The organism is Aromatoleum toluclasticum ATCC 700605 (assembly GCF_000378245.1).
GTDB lineage: Bacteria > Pseudomonadota > Gammaproteobacteria > Burkholderiales > Rhodocyclaceae > Aromatoleum > Aromatoleum toluclasticum.
This window is the reverse complement of record NZ_KB899493.1, coordinates 54,869-70,294: the sequence shown is the minus strand read 5'-3', so window position 1 is coordinate 70,294 and position 15,426 is coordinate 54,869. Positions and strand designations below refer to the sequence as shown.

Annotated in this window: 14 protein-coding genes and 1 pseudogene; 6 read left to right on the top strand and 9 right to left on the bottom strand. The window is 66.0% G+C overall.

The genetic code is table 11. The features are described 5' to 3' along the window. The first annotated feature begins 1 nt into the window (after nt 1). The gene (locus F464_RS0105845; protein ID WP_018988856.1) at nt 2-952 is read left to right on the top strand and encodes a YcjF family protein; all 951 of its coding nucleotides are present in this window, start codon (nt 2-4) and stop codon (nt 950-952) included. An 88-nt stretch (nt 953-1,040) separates the two neighbouring features. Here the strand turns inward: F464_RS0105845 and F464_RS0105840 are convergent, their stop codons facing one another. The 8 genes and pseudogenes from F464_RS0105840 to F464_RS0105805 form a co-directional block, all read right to left on the bottom strand. Continuing rightward, complete coding sequence (locus F464_RS0105840; RefSeq protein WP_018988855.1) at nt 1,041-2,309, bottom strand: sensor histidine kinase; 1,269 nt, start codon at nt 2,307-2,309, stop codon at nt 1,041-1,043. 65 nt (nt 2,310-2,374) lie between these two features. Further along, nucleotides 2,375-3,046: a response regulator transcription factor gene (locus F464_RS0105835; RefSeq protein WP_018988854.1), complete on the bottom strand. Its 672-nt coding sequence runs from the start codon at nt 3,044-3,046 to the stop codon at nt 2,375-2,377. A 47-nt stretch (nt 3,047-3,093) separates the two neighbouring features. After that, nucleotides 3,094-4,974 carry a sulfatase-like hydrolase/transferase gene (locus F464_RS0105830; RefSeq protein ID WP_018988853.1) on the bottom strand — a complete coding sequence of 627 codons (1,881 nt, stop codon included), beginning with the start codon at nt 4,972-4,974 and terminating at the stop codon, nt 3,094-3,096. Nucleotides 4,975-5,133: 159 nt separating this feature from the next. Further along, complete coding sequence (pssA, locus tag F464_RS27915; protein WP_018988852.1) at nt 5,134-5,937, bottom strand: CDP-diacylglycerol--serine O-phosphatidyltransferase; 804 nt, start codon at nt 5,935-5,937, stop codon at nt 5,134-5,136. Nucleotides 5,938-6,038: 101 nt separating this feature from the next. Then, on the bottom strand, nt 6,039-6,689 hold the full coding sequence (locus F464_RS0105820) for a phosphatidylserine decarboxylase (protein WP_018988851.1): 651 nt from the start codon (nt 6,687-6,689) through the stop codon (nt 6,039-6,041). A 69-nt stretch (nt 6,690-6,758) separates the two neighbouring features. Then, nucleotides 6,759-7,823: a ketol-acid reductoisomerase gene (gene ilvC / locus F464_RS0105815; RefSeq protein ID WP_084600435.1), complete on the bottom strand. Its 1,065-nt coding sequence runs from the start codon at nt 7,821-7,823 to the stop codon at nt 6,759-6,761. A 71-nt stretch (nt 7,824-7,894) separates the two neighbouring features. Next, the gene (gene ilvN / locus F464_RS0105810; RefSeq protein WP_018988849.1) at nt 7,895-8,386 is read right to left on the bottom strand and encodes an acetolactate synthase small subunit; all 492 of its coding nucleotides are present in this window, start codon (nt 8,384-8,386) and stop codon (nt 7,895-7,897) included. A gap of 20 nt (nt 8,387-8,406) precedes the next feature. After that, a pseudogene (locus tag F464_RS0105805) lies at nt 8,407-10,119 on the bottom strand (acetolactate synthase 3 catalytic subunit); the annotation flags it as partial. A 90-nt stretch (nt 10,120-10,209) separates the two neighbouring features. Here F464_RS0105805 and F464_RS0105800 point away from each other — a divergent pair. From F464_RS0105800 to pepN, 5 genes are all read left to right on the top strand, one after another. Next, nucleotides 10,210-10,806 (top strand): RNA polymerase sigma factor, encoded by a 597-nt coding sequence (locus tag F464_RS0105800; RefSeq protein ID WP_198292237.1) that lies wholly within the window; start codon nt 10,210-10,212, stop codon nt 10,804-10,806. Next, the gene (locus F464_RS0105795) at nt 10,803-11,174 is read left to right on the top strand and encodes a DUF3619 family protein (protein WP_018988846.1); all 372 of its coding nucleotides are present in this window, start codon (nt 10,803-10,805) and stop codon (nt 11,172-11,174) included. The genes F464_RS0105800 and F464_RS0105795 overlap by 4 nt, the downstream gene beginning before the upstream one ends. Next, nucleotides 11,147-11,599 carry a DUF3106 domain-containing protein gene (locus F464_RS0105790; protein ID WP_018988845.1) on the top strand — a complete coding sequence of 151 codons (453 nt, stop codon included), beginning with the start codon at nt 11,147-11,149 and terminating at the stop codon, nt 11,597-11,599. Before F464_RS0105795 ends, F464_RS0105790 begins: the two co-directional genes overlap by 28 nt. Continuing rightward, complete coding sequence (locus tag F464_RS0105785) at nt 11,596-12,099, top strand: RDD family protein (RefSeq protein WP_018988844.1); 504 nt, start codon at nt 11,596-11,598, stop codon at nt 12,097-12,099. Before F464_RS0105790 ends, F464_RS0105785 begins: the two co-directional genes overlap by 4 nt. An 88-nt stretch (nt 12,100-12,187) precedes the next feature. Further along, nucleotides 12,188-14,875 carry an aminopeptidase N gene (gene pepN / locus F464_RS0105780; RefSeq protein WP_018988843.1) on the top strand — a complete coding sequence of 896 codons (2,688 nt, stop codon included), beginning with the start codon at nt 12,188-12,190 and terminating at the stop codon, nt 14,873-14,875. Between the two features lie 56 nt (nt 14,876-14,931). Here pepN and F464_RS0105775 read toward each other — a convergent pair whose 3' ends face one another. After that, nucleotides 14,932-15,384 (bottom strand): CBS domain-containing protein, encoded by a 453-nt coding sequence (locus F464_RS0105775; protein WP_018988842.1) that lies wholly within the window; start codon nt 15,382-15,384, stop codon nt 14,932-14,934. Nucleotides 15,385-15,426 lie beyond the last annotated feature (42 nt).

The following is a 15,426-nucleotide window of genomic DNA, read 5'->3' as shown; positions in this document are numbered from 1 at the left end:
GATGACTCCCGAACAGACCCGATCCCTGCTCACCATTTGCCTGATGGCAGCGTTTGCCGACGGCCGTAACGACCCGCGCGAACGCGAACATGTGCGGCGCACCGCCGAATCGTTGTCGGCTGGCGCCGGCATCGACGTGATGTCGCTCTATCAGGATGTCCTGCTGAAACGTGTCACGCTGGAGCAGGCTGCCGCCGGACTCGACTCGCCCGAACTGCGCCAGCTCGCTTTCGAGATGGCGGTCGGCGTATGCGACGCCGACGGCGTGCATGACGTGGCCGAGACAGCGTTCCTGGAGCGCCTGGGCGCCTCGCTGCAGCTTGTGCGAGGCGAAACCGCTCCTGTCGTGGACGACGCCGATGCGCTGGCGCAGGCCCCGGCCGACAGGCCCCTGCCGGAAATCCTGTCCGTCCCGTCACCGGCGGCGCCTGCCGGGCCCAACCAGGCCGAACTGGACAAGATGATCCTCAATGCGGCGATCCTCAACGGTGCGCTCGAACTGCTGCCCGAGTCGCTCGCGTCGATGGCGATCATTCCGCTGCAGACGCGCCTCGTGTATCGCGTCGGCAAGGCCCACGGCTTCGAGCTCGACCGTAGCCACATTACCGATTTCCTGGCGACCGTCGGCGTCGGCCTCACCTCGCAGTACGTCGAGCAGTTCGGCCGCAAACTTGTCGGCGGCCTGCTCGGCAAGGTGTTGGGCAAGGTCGGACGGACCATTGGCAGCGAGGCCACCGGCTCGGCGTTCTCGTTCGCCACGACCTACGCGCTGGGGCACGTCGCGAAGCGCTACTACGCCGGCGGGCGTCGGCTGGACGGGGCCGCGCTCAAGCCCGCCTTCGGCCAGTTCGTCGACAATGCCAAGGAGCTGCAGCGGCGTCATGCGCCCGAAATCGCCGAGCGTGCCCGTACCCTGGACCTGAAGAAGCTCACCTCCGAGCTGACGCGCTGACAGACGGTTCCATGTGCGGGGCATCCCGCGTTCGCCTCAGGGGCGGGTCACAGCGCCCCAAGCGCCTGTGCGGAGCCTGGAGTTCGCGTCACGAGGCGCGCAGCTGGACCCGGAACTCGCAGCCGGAGCCTTCGCGGGGGGACAGGCTGATCTGCCATCCCTGCCGGTCGCAGATGCGTTGTACCAGCGACAGCCCGATGCCGATGCCGTCGCCGCGCGTACTGCCGCCGCGGGCGAACGGCCGGAACACCAGCGCGCGCTCCGCCTCCGGAATCCCCGCGCCGGAATCCAGCACCGAAAAACCGCCATCGCGCAGCACCAAGCGCACGAAGCCTTCATCGGTGTAGTGGATGGCGTTGCGCACGAGGTTTGTCAGCACCGCACGCAACAAGGGTGCCGGATAGACGCCATCGTCCACGCTTTCGCTGACGAGATCGAGTGCGAGGCCACGCTGCGCTGCCTCGGGTTGCCAGCGGTGCAACTGTTCGGTCGCCACCGCGGCGAGCGACGCGCCCGCGAGCTTCGTGCCGCGCTCCTGCGGCACGCGAGCGAGGCTCAGGAAAGTCTCCACCAGCTCCTGCATCTCGGCGCAGGCGCGGCCGATGCGGTTGATCTGTGCGAGCTGCTGCGGCGCCAGTTCCTGCGCCTCGAGCAACTCGCAGGAACTGGCGATCACCATCAGCGGCGTGCGCAACTCGTGGCTCACGTCGCTGGTGAAGAGCTGTTCGCGTTCCAGCGCCTCGCGCAGGCTTCCGAGCGTCTCGTCGAAAGCCGCGGCCAGCTTGCCGACTTCGTCCTCCGCGTATTCGGCGGCGAGTGGCGGTGCGAGCGGCAGCAACTGGTCGCGGTGCTGTACCTGTCCCGACAGGCGCACGACCGGCGAGATCACGGTGCGCGCGAGTGCCCGCCCGAGCAGGGCCGCGGCGAGGATGGAAATCACCACTCCCGCGGTGACCGCGACGAACAGCATGGTCTCGCGTCGCTCGAAGTCCTCCTGGTCGAGTACGAGGACATAGCGCTTGCCCTCCCGGTCGCGCACCAGCACGTGAAAGGCCTCGTCGTCGTTCTCGGTTTCATGCAGGCCTTCCTGCAGCGGTGCGAGCCACGCCGGCAGGGACGCACTCGCGCCGATGGGGGCGACATAAAGGTCCAGACCTGGGCCGAGAGCCGGAAATCGCCCCTCGTTCGATTCGTCGATGATGAAATCGAGCTGGTGGTTCAGCGCATCGGTGACGAGGCGTGTTTCAACCGTGTTGATCGCTTCGACGATGATCAGCGCGAAGACGCCCGCGACAAACGCGGCCATCAGGACGAATGCCGCGACGATGCGCGACGCGAGACTTTGCGGTGCCGCCATGTCAGCCCTGTTGTCGTGCCGCCGTTCGCGCAAATGCGCACGGGGTTCCGCCGGAACGCTTCATCCTAGGCTGCGGCGAGCCGGTAGCCGACTCCGTGTACGGTGTGCAGCAGCGGGGAGTCGAAGGGCTTGTCTATCTGTTGTCGCAGCGTGTGGATGTGACTGCGCAGGCTGTCGCTGTCGGGGGGCGAATCGCCCCAAAGGGCGCTCTCGAGGGCCTCGCGCCGGACCACGCTGGGGCTCTTCTGCATCAGCAGTTCGAGCAGCTTCAGGCCGATCGGGCCGACGTGCAGGGTTTGCCCGGCGCGTGTGACGGCGAGTGTGTCGAGGTCGTACTGCAGGTCCGCGACGCTGAGTATGCGTCGGCCGCCACCCCGTGTACGCTTGAGCACGGCCGCGATGCGGGCCGCTAGCTCGGAAAGGGCGAAGGGCTTGGTCAGATAGTCGTCCGCACCGGTGCGGAAGCCCTGCAGCCGGTCGTCGAGCGTGTCGCGCGCGGTCAGCATGATCACGGGCACGTGGCTGCGCTCGCTGTCGCGCAGACGCTGGCACAGCGTGAAGCCGTCCATGCCCGGCAGCATCACGTCGAGCACGATCAGGTCGTACTGCTGGGTCGCGGCGAGATGCAGGCCGGTCAGCCCATCCTGTGCGCAGTCGACCTCGTAGCCCTTCAAGGCCAGGTAATCCGCGAGATTCGCAAGAATGTCGCGGTTGTCTTCCACCAACAGTAGCCGCATGCGGATTCCAGTCTCCAGTCGGACGCGGGGAGCGTCGCGCCCCGCCATTATCCGCGGTGTCGGCTGAATCGCGCCAGATTCGCCATGATCTCCATCATCGCCGAGCGGATCGATGCGATTGCCTCGTCCGCGTGGGCGAGGGGGCGATCGTCGCCGTCGCTCGCCTGGTTGTGTGCGGCGCCGATCGCATTGACCGGGAAGGTCACCCTGAAGTCGTCGCCGATGTAGGCGAGACGGTTCCAGTCGGCGGCGACGGCGTATTCGCGGTGAAAATCCGGAGCGAGCAGATCGTGGCCCAGCGAGTAATCCTCCGGGGGATTCTGCACTCCCAGCAGCGGCATCAGAGTTGCGGGAATGTCGAGGTGGCTGCTGATGCCGGTCACGACGCGCGGCGCACGGCCCGGCACGTGAATTACGCCCGGCGTGCTCGTCTGGAAACGGTTGAACTCCGCGCCATGGCCCCAGCGGCTGCGCTCCATGAATTCCTCGCCATGGTCTCCGAGCACGATCACGATGGTGTTGTCGAGTAGGCCGCGCTTCTTCAGGTGGTCGATCATGCGTCCGATCTGGCTGTCCACGTGATGTGCGGCGTTGATGTAGCGATTCTTGATCTGCCCGATCTGCGCCCGGAAGTCTCCCGTCCGGTAGTTGAATTCCTGCAGGACCGGGGTGAAGATCTCGGCCTCCGGCGGATAGTCGTAGTTCGCGTGCGTCGACTCGAAAAACATGTAGGTCATGAAGGGGCGGGCGGGATCGCGCCGGTCGATGAAATCGATCAGCACGTCGATATTGCGCGCGTCGCGCCGCCAGGCCGGCGCCCCGCCTTCCAGCGAATGCAGATCCTCCGTCCGCATGCCGGCGAACACCGTCTTGTCGAAGGCCGGGTAGGTAAAGCGCTGGCTCGTGTTCAGGCTGAACTGGTAGTTCTGCTGCCGCAGCACCTCCATCAGCACCGGCGCTTGGCGGGCGGCCAGCATCGGGAACCAGTAATTTCCGTACAGGCCGTAGAACATCGAGAACACGCCCATCTGCGTCGTGTTGCTACCGCTGAAGTGCTTTTCCAGACGTACGGCATCGTTCGAGAGCCCCCACAGGTTCGGCATGATCTTCGGGTCGAGCATGTCGAAGCGCAGCGACTCCGCGACCAGCCAGACGATGTTCATCGGCTTGTCCGGCGGCGTCACGCGCAGCGGCCGCTGGGGGTAGCTCAGGCTACCTTCCAGTTCGTGCAGGCTGCGCGCGGTTGCCTGATCAACCTTGAAACCCAGTTTCTGCGCGAAGTTGCGGAAGGTCAGCGGCTGATAAAGCGGGAAATGCTCGCTGGCGAACAGGATGGGCTGGTAGTTCGACATCTCGCTGTAGGCGTAAGCGATGCGCTCGCCTGTGGTCAGCGCCAGGAACAGTGCCATCGCCCATGCACCGCGCAGCCTCCAGGCACCATCGCCGGCGCCCCGCCGCAGCACCCATACCCAGGCCGCAGCCTGCAGCGCGACCAGTGCGAGGGCGATCGCGCCGGCCGTCATCTCGGCGCTGTGGCTGACGCCGAGCGAGGCGATACCGCCTCCCGAAAGCACCAGGTTCACGACGAAACCGTTGACGTGGAACCCGTACATCTTGTGTATCACGCAGTCCGCGAATAGCAGTACCTGCGTGAAACCCGTCAGCACGATCGCCGCTGCCGCGAGGATAGCGGGTCCGCGCCGAAACGCCTTGCGGCCTGCCAACAGCCAACGCAGTCCATGTCCGATCGCGACGCTCGGCAGCAGGTACATGAACGCGTACGAGAGTGTCGCCGCGAGGGTCCAGCCGCTAACCGCCGGGCTCACGTAGTCGCTCGCGCCCTGCTGCGAGAACAACTGCACGAGCGCCACCAGCCACGTGATCAGGAAGTAGGCGTTGAGCGTGCGGGACGAGGGCAGGGCGGACATGCAGGGCTCCGGATGCGGCAAGCAGGGATGCTTGCAGCCCGGCCGTCAAGCAGCGCTCAAGGCATGGTGAAGAATTCGTGAAGGTCCGCGGGGTGGGCGTCCCGGCGGACGGGGCGGGGGAACAGGCGGGCGCCAGCGCGTCCGCCCCCCGCGCCGAGCCTACTGCGGTGTGGAAGCTTCGTCGTCCCCGGCCCGGACCTCGGCCGCCGGGGCAGTCGCGGCGGCGGGCGTGCCCTCGCGCCGCTTCTTCAGCCAGCGCATCACATACACGACATAGCCGGAGCCTGCGTAGAGGAGGAAGAGTCCGAAGAGCACGCCCGGCGGATAGCTGGACACGAGCGCGAACGCCATCACCAGCGCGATCACGACGATGAAGGGAACGCTCTTGCGCAGGTTGATATCCTTGCCGCTCCAGAACAGCACGTTGCTGACCATCGAGACGCCCGCAAAGATCGTGAGCACGCCCGCAAGCCAGCGCACGTCCTGGCCGGCGAGCCCCAGGTCGGTCACGACCCACACCAGCCCGGCAACCAGCGCGGCGGCTGCCGGGCTGGGCAGACCCTGGAAGAAGCGCTTGTCGACGACGTCGATGTTGGTATTGAAGCGGGCCAGTCGCAGCGCGGCTCCGGCGCAATAAATGAAGGCCGCGATCCAGCCGAATTTCCCGGTGTCCTTGAGCGCCCACTCATACACCACCAGTGCGGGGGCGGCACCGAACGACACCATGTCGGACAGCGAGTCGTACTCGGCGCCGAATGCGCTCTGCGTGCGCGTCAGGCGCGCCACGCGGCCGTCCAGTCCGTCGAGCACCATGGCGACGAAGATCGCGACCGCGGCGGATTCGAAGCGCAGGTTCATGGCCTGCACGATCGCGTAGAAGCCGGCGAACAGCGCTGCGGTGGTGAACAGGTTGGGCAGGATGTAGATGCCGCGGCGGCGTTTTTCGTTGGAGATCAGTGGCATGGAATATGACGTTCCTGCGCAGGGCGGGTGCGCGTGGTGGCCGGTTGCCGATTCTAACGCAGCGAGGGGTGGTCGGGATGACCCCCCTCGCAGGCGGGCGATCAGGGAAGCTCGGCGAGGATGGTGCTCGAGGCCGAAACCTTGTCGCCGATCGTCACGCGTGCGCGCGTCCCGGTCGGCAGGTAGAGGTCAACGCGCGAACCGAAGCGGATGAAGCCGTAGCGCTGGCCACGCGCGACCTTGGCACCCGTTTCGACGTAGCACAGGATACGGCGCGCAACGAGGCCGGCGACCTGCACGCAGGTCACGTCCTGGCCATCGCGCGTGCGCAGGTGTAGCGCATTGCGCTCGTTCTCGACCGAAGCCTTGTCGAGCGCGGCGTTCACGAAGCGGCCGGCGTTGTACCAGTGGTTGATGACCTCGCTGTCCACCGGGATGCGGTTCGAATGCACGTTGAACACGTTCATGAACACGCTGATCTTCACGCAGTCGCGGTCGAGGTAGGGGTCGCGCACCGGCTCGATCGCCACGATGCGACCGTCGGCGGGCGACAGGACATCCTTGGCGCCTTGCGGGATCGGGCGCGCGGGGTCGCGGAAGAACTGCACCACGAAGGCGAACAGGATCCAGAACGGAAGGGCCCAGCCGAAGCCTGCCGAAGTGTTGATCACCAACGTCACGACCAGCGCGATCGCGATGAACGGCCAGCCTTCGCGTGCCAGGATGGGGTGAGGATAGTTGCTGTTGGACATGGCGTACCCGATATGAAAAAGGCCGGGCCCGCGCGCACGGCGCAGCCCGGCCTGTTATGCCGATGCGGCTCAGTTCTTCGACTGGTCGACCAGCTTGTTCTTCTTGATCCAGGGCATCATGTCGCGCAGCTGGCCGCCGACCTGCTCGATCGGGTGGGCAGCGTTGAGACGGCGACGCGCGGTCATCGACGGATAGTTCGTCTTGCCTTCCTGGATGAACATCTTGGCGTACTCGCCGGTCTGGATGCGCTTCAGCGCGGCGCGCATGGCTTCGCGGGATTGCGCGTTGATGACTTCCGGACCGGTCACGTACTCGCCGTACTCGGCGTTGTTCGAGATCGAGTAGTTCATGTTCGCGATGCCGCCTTCGTACATCAGGTCGACGATCAGCTTGAGCTCGTGCAGGCACTCGAAGTAGGCCATTTCGGGCGCGTAGCCGGCTTCGGTGAGGGTCTCGAAGCCCATCTTGACCAGCTCGACGGCGCCGCCGCACAGCACGGCCTGTTCGCCGAAGAGGTCGGTCTCGGTCTCTTCGCGGAAGTTGGTCTCGATCACGCCGCCCTTGGTGCCGCCGTTGGCCGCCGCGTACGACAGCGCGATGTCCTTGGCCTTGCCGGAACGGTCCTGGTGGATGGCGATCAGCGAGGGTACGCCGCCGCCCTTCAGGTATTCCGAGCGCACGGTGTGGCCCGGGCCCTTCGGGGCGACCATGATCACGTCCAGATCTTCACGCGGCACGACCTGGTTGTAATGCACGTTGAAGCCGTGCGCGAAGGCGAGCGTGGCGCCCTTCTTGATGTTCGGCTCGATGTCGTTGTAGTACACGCCCGGAATGTTCTCGTCCGGCAGCAGGATCATCACGATGTCGGCGCCCTTGACCGCCTTGGCCACTTCCTCGACCTTCAGGCCGGCCGCTTCGGCCTTCTTCCACGAGGCGCCGTCCTTGCGCAGGCCGACGGTGACCTTGCAGCCGGAATCCTTCAGGTTCTGGGCGTGGGCGTGGCCCTGCGAGCCGTAGCCGATGATGCTGATCTTCTTGCCCTTGATGAGGGAGAGGTCGGCGTCCTTGTCGTAATAGACTTTCATGTTTTTCCTTTTTCGCTTTCGGTGGGGATGTTGCCCGGCCGCCGCCATGATAAGGGCAGGCATGCCGGTCGCAATCGGTTGATCGGTATTCCGGAAACGGACTGTCCAGCGGTCGTGGATCAGACCTTCAGGATGCGGTCGCCGCGGCCTACGCCGCAGACGCCGGAGCGCACCGTTTCCAGGACCAGCGCCGGGTCGATGGCGCTGATGAACGCATCGAGCTTCGTCTGGTTGCCGGTCAGTTCGATGACGTAGGACGTGTCGGTGACGTCGATGATGCGTGCGCGGAAGATCTCCGCCATGCGCTTCATCTCCTCGCGGTCCTTGCCGGTAGCGCGGACCTTGGTGAGCATCAGCTCGCGCTCGATGTGCGCGGCCTCAGAGATATCGACGACCTTGACCACTTCGACCAGCTTGTTCAGCTGCTTGGTGATCTGTTCGATGATGTCGTCCGATCCGGTGGTGACGATGGTCATGCGCGACATCGAGGCGTCCTCGGTCGGCGCGACGGTCAGGGATTCGATGTTGTAGCCGCGGGCGGAAAACAGGCCCGACACGCGCGACAGGGCGCCCGATTCGTTCTCGATCAGCAGGGAGATGACGTGTCTCATTTAATGTCTCTGGTCGATGCTTACAGGTCTTCGGCGGACAGGATCATCTCGGTGAGCCCCTTGCCGCCCTGAACCATGGGGTACACGTTTTCGGTCTGGTCGATCTGGAAGTCGAGGAACACCAGATCGTTCTTGCGTGCGAAGGCTTCGCGCAGCGCGCCCTCGACGTCCGACGGGCGCTCGATCTTCAGCCCCACGTGGCCGTAGGCCTCGGCGAGCTTGGCGAAGTCGGGCAGCGAGTCCATGTAGGACTCGGAATAGCGTTCGCCGTGGAAGAGCTGCTGCCACTGGCGCACCATGCCGAGGTAGCGGTTGTTCAGGTTGCAGATCTTGATCGGCAGGCGGAACTGCTTGCAGGTCGACAGCTCCTGGATGTTCATCTGGATCGAGGCTTCGCCGGTCACGCACGCCACCTGCGCGCCGGGGTTCGCGAGCTGCGCGCCCATCGCGTAGGGCAGGCCGACGCCCATCGTGCCGAGGCCGCCGGAGTTGAGCCAGCGGCGCGGCTTGTCGAAGCGGTAGTACTGCGAGGCCCACATCTGGTGCTGGCCGACGTCGGAGGTCACGATCGCGTCGCCACCGGTGACTTCCCACAGCTTCTGGATCACGAACTGCGGCTTGATGATCTCGTCCGAGTTCTTGTACTTCATGCACTCGCGGCTGCGCCATTCGTCGACCTGCTTCCACCACGAGCCGAGCGTGTCGGGGTTCGGGCGGGCGGCATTGGCCTCGAGCTGGCGGATCATCTCCTCGAGCACGTCCTTGAGGTCGCCGACGATGGGTACATCGACCCTCACGCGCTTCGAGATCGACGACGGGTCGATGTCGACGTGGATGATCTTGCGCGGCTCTTCTGCGAAGTGGTCCGGATTGCCGATCACGCGGTCGTCGAAGCGGGCGCCGACGGCGAGCAGCACGTCGCTGTAGTGCATCGCCATGTTGGCTTCGTAGGTGCCGTGCATGCCGGGCATGCCGAGATACTGGCGGTCGCTGGCGGGATAGCCGCCCAGGCCCATCAGCGTGTTGGTGATCGGGAAGCCCAGCAGGCGCGTGAGTTTGGTCAGCTGTTCGGCTGCGTTCGCGAGGACTACGCCGCCGCCGGTGTAGATCATCGGGCGCTTGGCTTCGAGCAGCAGCTGCACGGCCTTGCGGATCTGGCCCTGGTGACCCTTGACGACCGGGTTGTACGAGCGCATCGAGACCTCCTTCGGGTACTCGAACTCGCACTTGTGTGCGCTCACATCCTTGGGGATGTCGACCAGCACCGGGCCGGGGCGGCCGGTGCGCGCCAGGTAGAAGGCCTTCTTGATCGTCGCTGCGATGTCGCGCACGTCCTTGACGAGGAAGTTGTGCTTCACGCAGGGACGGGTGATGCCGACGGTGTCGACTTCCTGGAAGGCGTCCTGCCCGATCGCGGCGGTCGGAACCTGGCCGCTGATGATGACCATCGGGATCGAGTCGCAGTAGGCGGTGGCGATGCCGGTGACGGCATTGGTGGCGCCGGGGCCCGAGGTCACCAGCGCGACGCCGACGTTCTCGGTGCTGCGGGCGTAACCGTCGGCGGCATGCACCGCGGCCTGCTCGTGGCGCACCAGTACGTGGCGTACCTTGTCCTGGTTGAACAGCGCGTCATAGATGTAGAGAACCGCGCCGCCAGGATAGCCGAAGACGTAATCGACCTTTTCTTCCTGCAGACACCTGATTACAATTTCCGCTCCAGTCAGCACCATCGCAAACTCGCTATTCTTACGTTCCGAAACGTTGAACGTTACCGGTCAGGCGCAGTTTGGTCAAGGCTGCTGCGGCATCGCACAACGGCCTGAATAACCGGTTTTCATAAGGATCCAGAACTGGCTAACCGGGCAGAACTCTCCGCATTTCTCCAGGGTGTCGAAAAGCGTGCGTACAAGCAGGCGGCGTACGCGCTGCGCAACGACGACGCGGCCCTGGATGCGGTGCAGGACGCGATGCTCAAGCTCTCGGTCAGCTATGGAGAGCGTCCTGCGAACGAATATCCGATGCTGTTCCAGCGCATCCTGCAGAACGTCATCTACGACGCGCTGCGGCGACAGAAGGTGCGGAACACCTGGACAACGCTGCTGTCGTCCTTCGTCGGCGACGACGAGCAGGACAGCGACAACGATCCGCTCGACACCCTTGCCGGGGAGCCTGACGAAGCGAAGGCCGACACGCCGCACCGGCAATACGAGCGTGCACGCACGCTGGCCGCGATCGAGCGGGAAATCGAGCGGCTGCCTCCCCGTCAACGGGAAGCATTCCTCATGCGTTATTGGGAAGAGATGGACATCGCCGAGACGGCTGCGGCGATGGGGTGTTCCGAGGGGAGCGTGAAGACGCATTGTTCGCGAGCCACGCAGACGCTGGCGGCGGCCCTGAAAGCGAAGGGAATCGAGTTATGAACGACGAAGCTTTTGCCCGCAGGGTTGCGGTCCAGCTATCGGCGGCAGCGCGCGGTGTGGACGGGGATGTCGCGGACCGTCTGCGGTTCGCGCGCGAGCGCGCCCTCGCCGCGCATCGGCCGGCGCAGCCAGGGTTCAGCGCGAGGATCGGCAGCGCGCTGCGGCGCGTGTTTCCGCCCATGATGCGGCCCGCGGCGGTGGCGGCGGCGATTCTCGTCGCGGTGCTGGCGGGCGATTATTGGACCACTTGGCTGCGCGTGAGCGAAATGGAGGAAGTCGATACGGCGCTGCTGATCGACGACCTGCCGATCGACGCCTATCTGGATTCGAATTTCAAGGCATGGCTGCAGGACGACTCGCAATCCTGATCCTGGTGGCGGCCCTGAGCGGTCCGGCCCTCGCGGTCGGTCCGATCGGCGCCCCCTCGTGGTCCGGTCTGACCGCCACGCAGCGTTCGGTGCTCGCGCCGCTGTCGGACGACTGGAACGCGATGAGCGAAGTGCAGCGCCAGCGCTGGCTGGGCGTTGCCGATCGCTATTCGCGCCTGACGCCCGAAGAGCAGGCACGCATCAGCGCGCGCATGCGCGACTGGGCGAACCTGCGGCCCGACCAGCGCGAGCGCGCGCGCGACCAGTACCGCACGCTGCGCAGCATGCCGCGCGAGCGGCGCGAGTCCTTGCAGGAGCAATGGCAGCGCTACAGCAGCATTCCGGCCGAAGAACGCCAACTGAAGTCCGCCCCGGGCATCGTGCGCCCCTTACAGCGACCGCCCGTGCGCGGCAACAAGGAATGAAGAAAAAAGACCCCAGGCGCAACATCCCGGACCCGTCCCGCAACGCTGAATCCCGTTCCGCAATCCACGCGCAGGCCGTCGCGCAGGTCGTCGAGCTTGCCGGCCTGCGCCGCCGGCTTGCGAGCCTGCTGTACGAGGCATTGCTGCTGCTGGGCGTGCTCGCGCTAGTCTTCCTGGTGCCCTACCTCGTGCTCGGGGTCGGGTTCGGCATCACGCCGGCCGGGTGGGTGGCGTGGCTGCACATCTACGTCGTGCTGGGCGCGTATTTCATCTGGTACTGGCGCCGGCGCGGCCAGACGCTCGCGATGCAGACGTGGAAGCTGCGGCTGGTGACGGCCGACGGCCATGTGCCGAGCGTCGCGACCGGCTGGCTGCGCTACACGCTCGCGTGGCCGTCGCTGCTGTGCTTCGGTCTGGGATTCGCGTGGGCGCTGGTGGACCGCGATCGCCAGTTCCTGCACGACCGCCTCGCCGGCACGCGCATCGTGCTGCTGCCCTGACGCGGGTAGCGGGACGCAGGGCGCCCGATCGCCCCGGGGGCGTATACTCGCGGCTTGTCCCCGACACGGCGGCACAGCCGGAGAAACAATGAAAAACGAACACGCCCCGACCATCCAGCGATCCGACTACACGCCACTGGCGTGGACCATCGAAGACATCGAGCTGCACTTTGCGCTCGACCCCGCGGCAACCCTGGTGACGAGCCGGCTGCGCTGCGTGCGGCGTACGTCGCGTGTGGAGCCCCTGCGCCTCCTGGGTGAGGAGCTTGAGCTCGTGAGCGTGAGCATAGACGGTGTGCCGGCCGGGGCCGGGCAGGTCACCCGGGGGGAGGGCTGGATCGAGATCGCGCTCGAAGCCGCGAAGGCCGAGATCGATATCGTCACGCGCACCAACCCGCAGGCGAACACCGCGCTGTCGGGCCTTTACGTGTCGCGCGGCGGTTTCTTCACGCAGTGCGAGGCCGAGGGTTTCCGGCGTATCACGTACTTCCCCGACCGCCCCGACGCGATGACGTGTTTCACCGTGACGCTCGAGGCCGACGCTGCGGAATATCCGGTGCTGCTGTCGAACGGCAACCTCGTCGCGCAGGGGGCGCTCGAAGGCGGCCGCCACTTTGCAAAGTGGGTCGACCCCTTCCCCAAGCCGTCGTATCTCTTCGCGCTGGTCGCGGCGAAGCTGGTCGCGCTGGAGCGCCGCGTCAAGACCGCCTCGGGGCGCGAGGTGCTGCTGCAGGTGTGGGTCGAGGAAGGTAATCTCGACCGCACGCCGCACGCGATGGATTCGCTGGTGCATGCGATGCGCTGGGACGAGGAGGTGTTCGGCCTGGAACTCGATCTCGACCGCTTCATGATCGTCGCCGTCAGCGACTTCAACATGGGCGCGATGGAGAACAAGGGGCTCAACATCTTTAACGCGAAGTACGTGCTGGCGAAGCCCGATACGGCGACCGACGTCGATTACGAGAACATCGAGAGCGTCGTCGCGCACGAGTACTTCCACAACTGGACCGGCAACCGCGTGACCTGCCGCGACTGGTTCCAGCTCACGCTCAAGGAAGGCCTGACGGTGTTCCGCGACCAGCAGTTCTCCGCGGACATGCTTGCGCTGGCCGCGGGTGACGCAGGAGCGGCGTCGGCGCGTGCGGTCAAGCGCATCGACGACGTGCGCGTGCTGCGTGCGGCGCAGTTCCCGGAGGATGCGGGGCCGATGGCTCACCCGATCCGGCCGGAGCGCTACCAGGAGATTAATAACTTCTACACCGCGACGGTGTACGAGAAGGGCGCCGAAGTCATCCGCATGCTGCACACGCTGCTCGGCGCGGAGGGTTTCCGTAACGGCATGGACTTGTACTTCAGCTACCACGACGGCGAGGCCGTGACCTGCGACGACTTCGTCGACTGCATGGCGGAGGCGAACGGCTATGACCTCGACCAGTTCATGCTGTGGTATAGCCAGGCGGGCACGCCGCGCGTGAAGGCGGCCGGTGCATGGGATGGGGCGAGCGGCAGCTACACACTGACCCTGTCGCAGCACACCCCGCCGACGCCGGGGCAGCCCGACAAGTCGCCGCTCGTGATCCCGGTCGCGGTCGGCCTGATCGGACCCGACGGCAAGGATCTGCCGCTGAGCCTGGAAGGGGAAAACCACGGTGGCGCGACGACGCGCGTGCTGGTCCTGTCCGAGGCGGAGCAGACTTTCCGCTTCGTCGGCCTTGCCGCCGAGCCGGGGCCCTCGGTGCTGCGCGGCTTTTCGGCGCCGGTGATCCTCGAACTCGACGAGAGCGACGATCGGCTCGCGTTCCGCATGGCGCACGACGCCGACGCCTTCAACCGTTGGGATGCGGCGCAGCGCTATGCGGAGCGCGTGATCCTCGCGCTCGCCGCGGAGGCTGCTGCCGGGCGCGTGCTCGCGCTGCCGGCAGCTTTCGCGCAGGCTTTCCGTGCGCTGTTGAACGATGCTGCGCTCGACGCGGCCTTCCGCGCGCAGGCGGCGGCGCTGCCTTCCGAAACCTATCTGCTGGAACGGATGGAGCCCGCCGATCCGGCCGCGCTGCGGACCGCGCTGATGTACCTGATGCGCGAACTCGGCAAGGCGCTGGCGCCCGACTGGCTGGCGATCTGCGCGGCGATGGAGGTGGCGGGCGAGTATCGCTACCACCCGGGCGATGCGGGCAGGCGTGCGCTCGCCAACCTCGCGCTGAAGTACCTCGCGGCTGCCGGGGTCGGCGACGGGCTGGCGCGCGCGGAAGATCAGTTTGCGCGCTTCGACAACATGACCGAGGGCTTCGGCGCGCTGGCCGCCCTGGTCCAGAGCGCGAGCCCCGCGCGCGAGGCCGCGCTGTCGCGCTTCCATGAGCGTTACCGCGACGATGCATTGGTGCTCGACAAGTGGTTCGCGCTGCAGGCTTCGGCCTGGCGCTGGGACGCGGCCGCGGCACCGGTGCTCGGGCGCGTGCGCGCGCTGATGGACGACCCGGCGTTCAGCCTCGCCAATCCGAACAAGGTGTATGCGCTGCTGGGAAGTTTCTTCCGCGCGAATCCGGCCGAATTCCATGCGCCGGACGGTAGTGGGCATGCATTCTGGGCCGATCAGGTGATCGCGCTCGACAGCCGCAATCCGCAGGTCGCGGCTCGCATGGCGCGGGCACTGGAAAACTGGCGGCGCTTCACGCCTGCCTTGCGGCAGAGCATCCGCGCGCAGATCGGGCGGGTCGCCGCGACGCCGGGGCTGTCGCCCGACGTCGCGGAAATCGTCGGCAAGGCGCTTGCGGACTGAGCGCCCGCGGGGACGGCGAGACAGGCGGGGCGCGGTGTCCGCGGCCCGCGGGATGTTCAGGTGGTGAGCTCGCCGGCGATGTAGTTCGACAGGTGGCTGATCGTTTTTTCCTGCTGGTCGATGATGGATTTGACGACGTCGCCGATGGTGACGATGCCGACGATGTTGCCGTGCTCGACCACCGGCAGGTGACGGAAGCGGTTCTCCGTCATGATGTTCATCACCGCGTCGATCGCCAGCGCGGGGGTGATCGTGCATACATTGGGCGTCATCACGTCGCCCACGGTCGCTTCGCGCGAATTGAGGCCCTTGAGAACGAGTTTTCGCGCGTAGTCGCGTTCGGTGAAGATGCCGACTAGGCGGTCATTCTCAAGCACCAGCACGGAGCCGATGTCGTGTTTGGCCATCATCGCCAGGGCGTCGAGGACGCTGACGGCGGGCGTCACCGAGTGCGTCGTCGAGCCCTTCTGTTCGAGAATCTGTCGCACTGTCACTGTCGTCGCAAGCATCGCGTCCCTCCGTTCGTGTTAGGCATTCACGCGGCTCTCCCG

Coding starts and splice junctions, on each gene's coding strand:
- F464_RS0105845 (WP_018988856.1), top strand. CDS start 2: ATGACTCCCGAACAGACCCGATCCCTGCTCACCATTTGCCTGATGGCA.
- F464_RS0105840 (WP_018988855.1), bottom strand. CDS start 2,309: ATGGCGGCACCGCAAAGTCTCGCGTCGCGCATCGTCGCGGCATTCGTC.
- F464_RS0105835 (WP_018988854.1), bottom strand. CDS start 3,046: ATGCGGCTACTGTTGGTGGAAGACAACCGCGACATTCTTGCGAATCTC.
- F464_RS0105830 (WP_018988853.1), bottom strand. CDS start 4,974: ATGTCCGCCCTGCCCTCGTCCCGCACGCTCAACGCCTACTTCCTGATC.
- pssA (WP_018988852.1), bottom strand. CDS start 5,937: ATGCCACTGATCTCCAACGAAAAACGCCGCCGCGGCATCTACATCCTG.
- F464_RS0105820 (WP_018988851.1), bottom strand. CDS start 6,689: ATGTCCAACAGCAACTATCCTCACCCCATCCTGGCACGCGAAGGCTGG.
- ilvC (WP_084600435.1), bottom strand. CDS start 7,823: ATGGCGGCGGCCGGGCAACATCCCCACCGAAAGCGAAAAAGGAAAAAC.
- ilvN (WP_018988849.1), bottom strand. CDS start 8,386: ATGAGACACGTCATCTCCCTGCTGATCGAGAACGAATCGGGCGCCCTG.
- F464_RS0105795 (WP_018988846.1), top strand. CDS start 10,803: ATGAACGACGAAGCTTTTGCCCGCAGGGTTGCGGTCCAGCTATCGGCG.
- F464_RS0105790 (WP_018988845.1), top strand. CDS start 11,147: ATGGCTGCAGGACGACTCGCAATCCTGATCCTGGTGGCGGCCCTGAGC.
- F464_RS0105785 (WP_018988844.1), top strand. CDS start 11,596: ATGAAGAAAAAAGACCCCAGGCGCAACATCCCGGACCCGTCCCGCAAC.
- pepN (WP_018988843.1), top strand. CDS start 12,188: ATGAAAAACGAACACGCCCCGACCATCCAGCGATCCGACTACACGCCA.
- F464_RS0105775 (WP_018988842.1), bottom strand. CDS start 15,384: ATGCTTGCGACGACAGTGACAGTGCGACAGATTCTCGAACAGAAGGGC.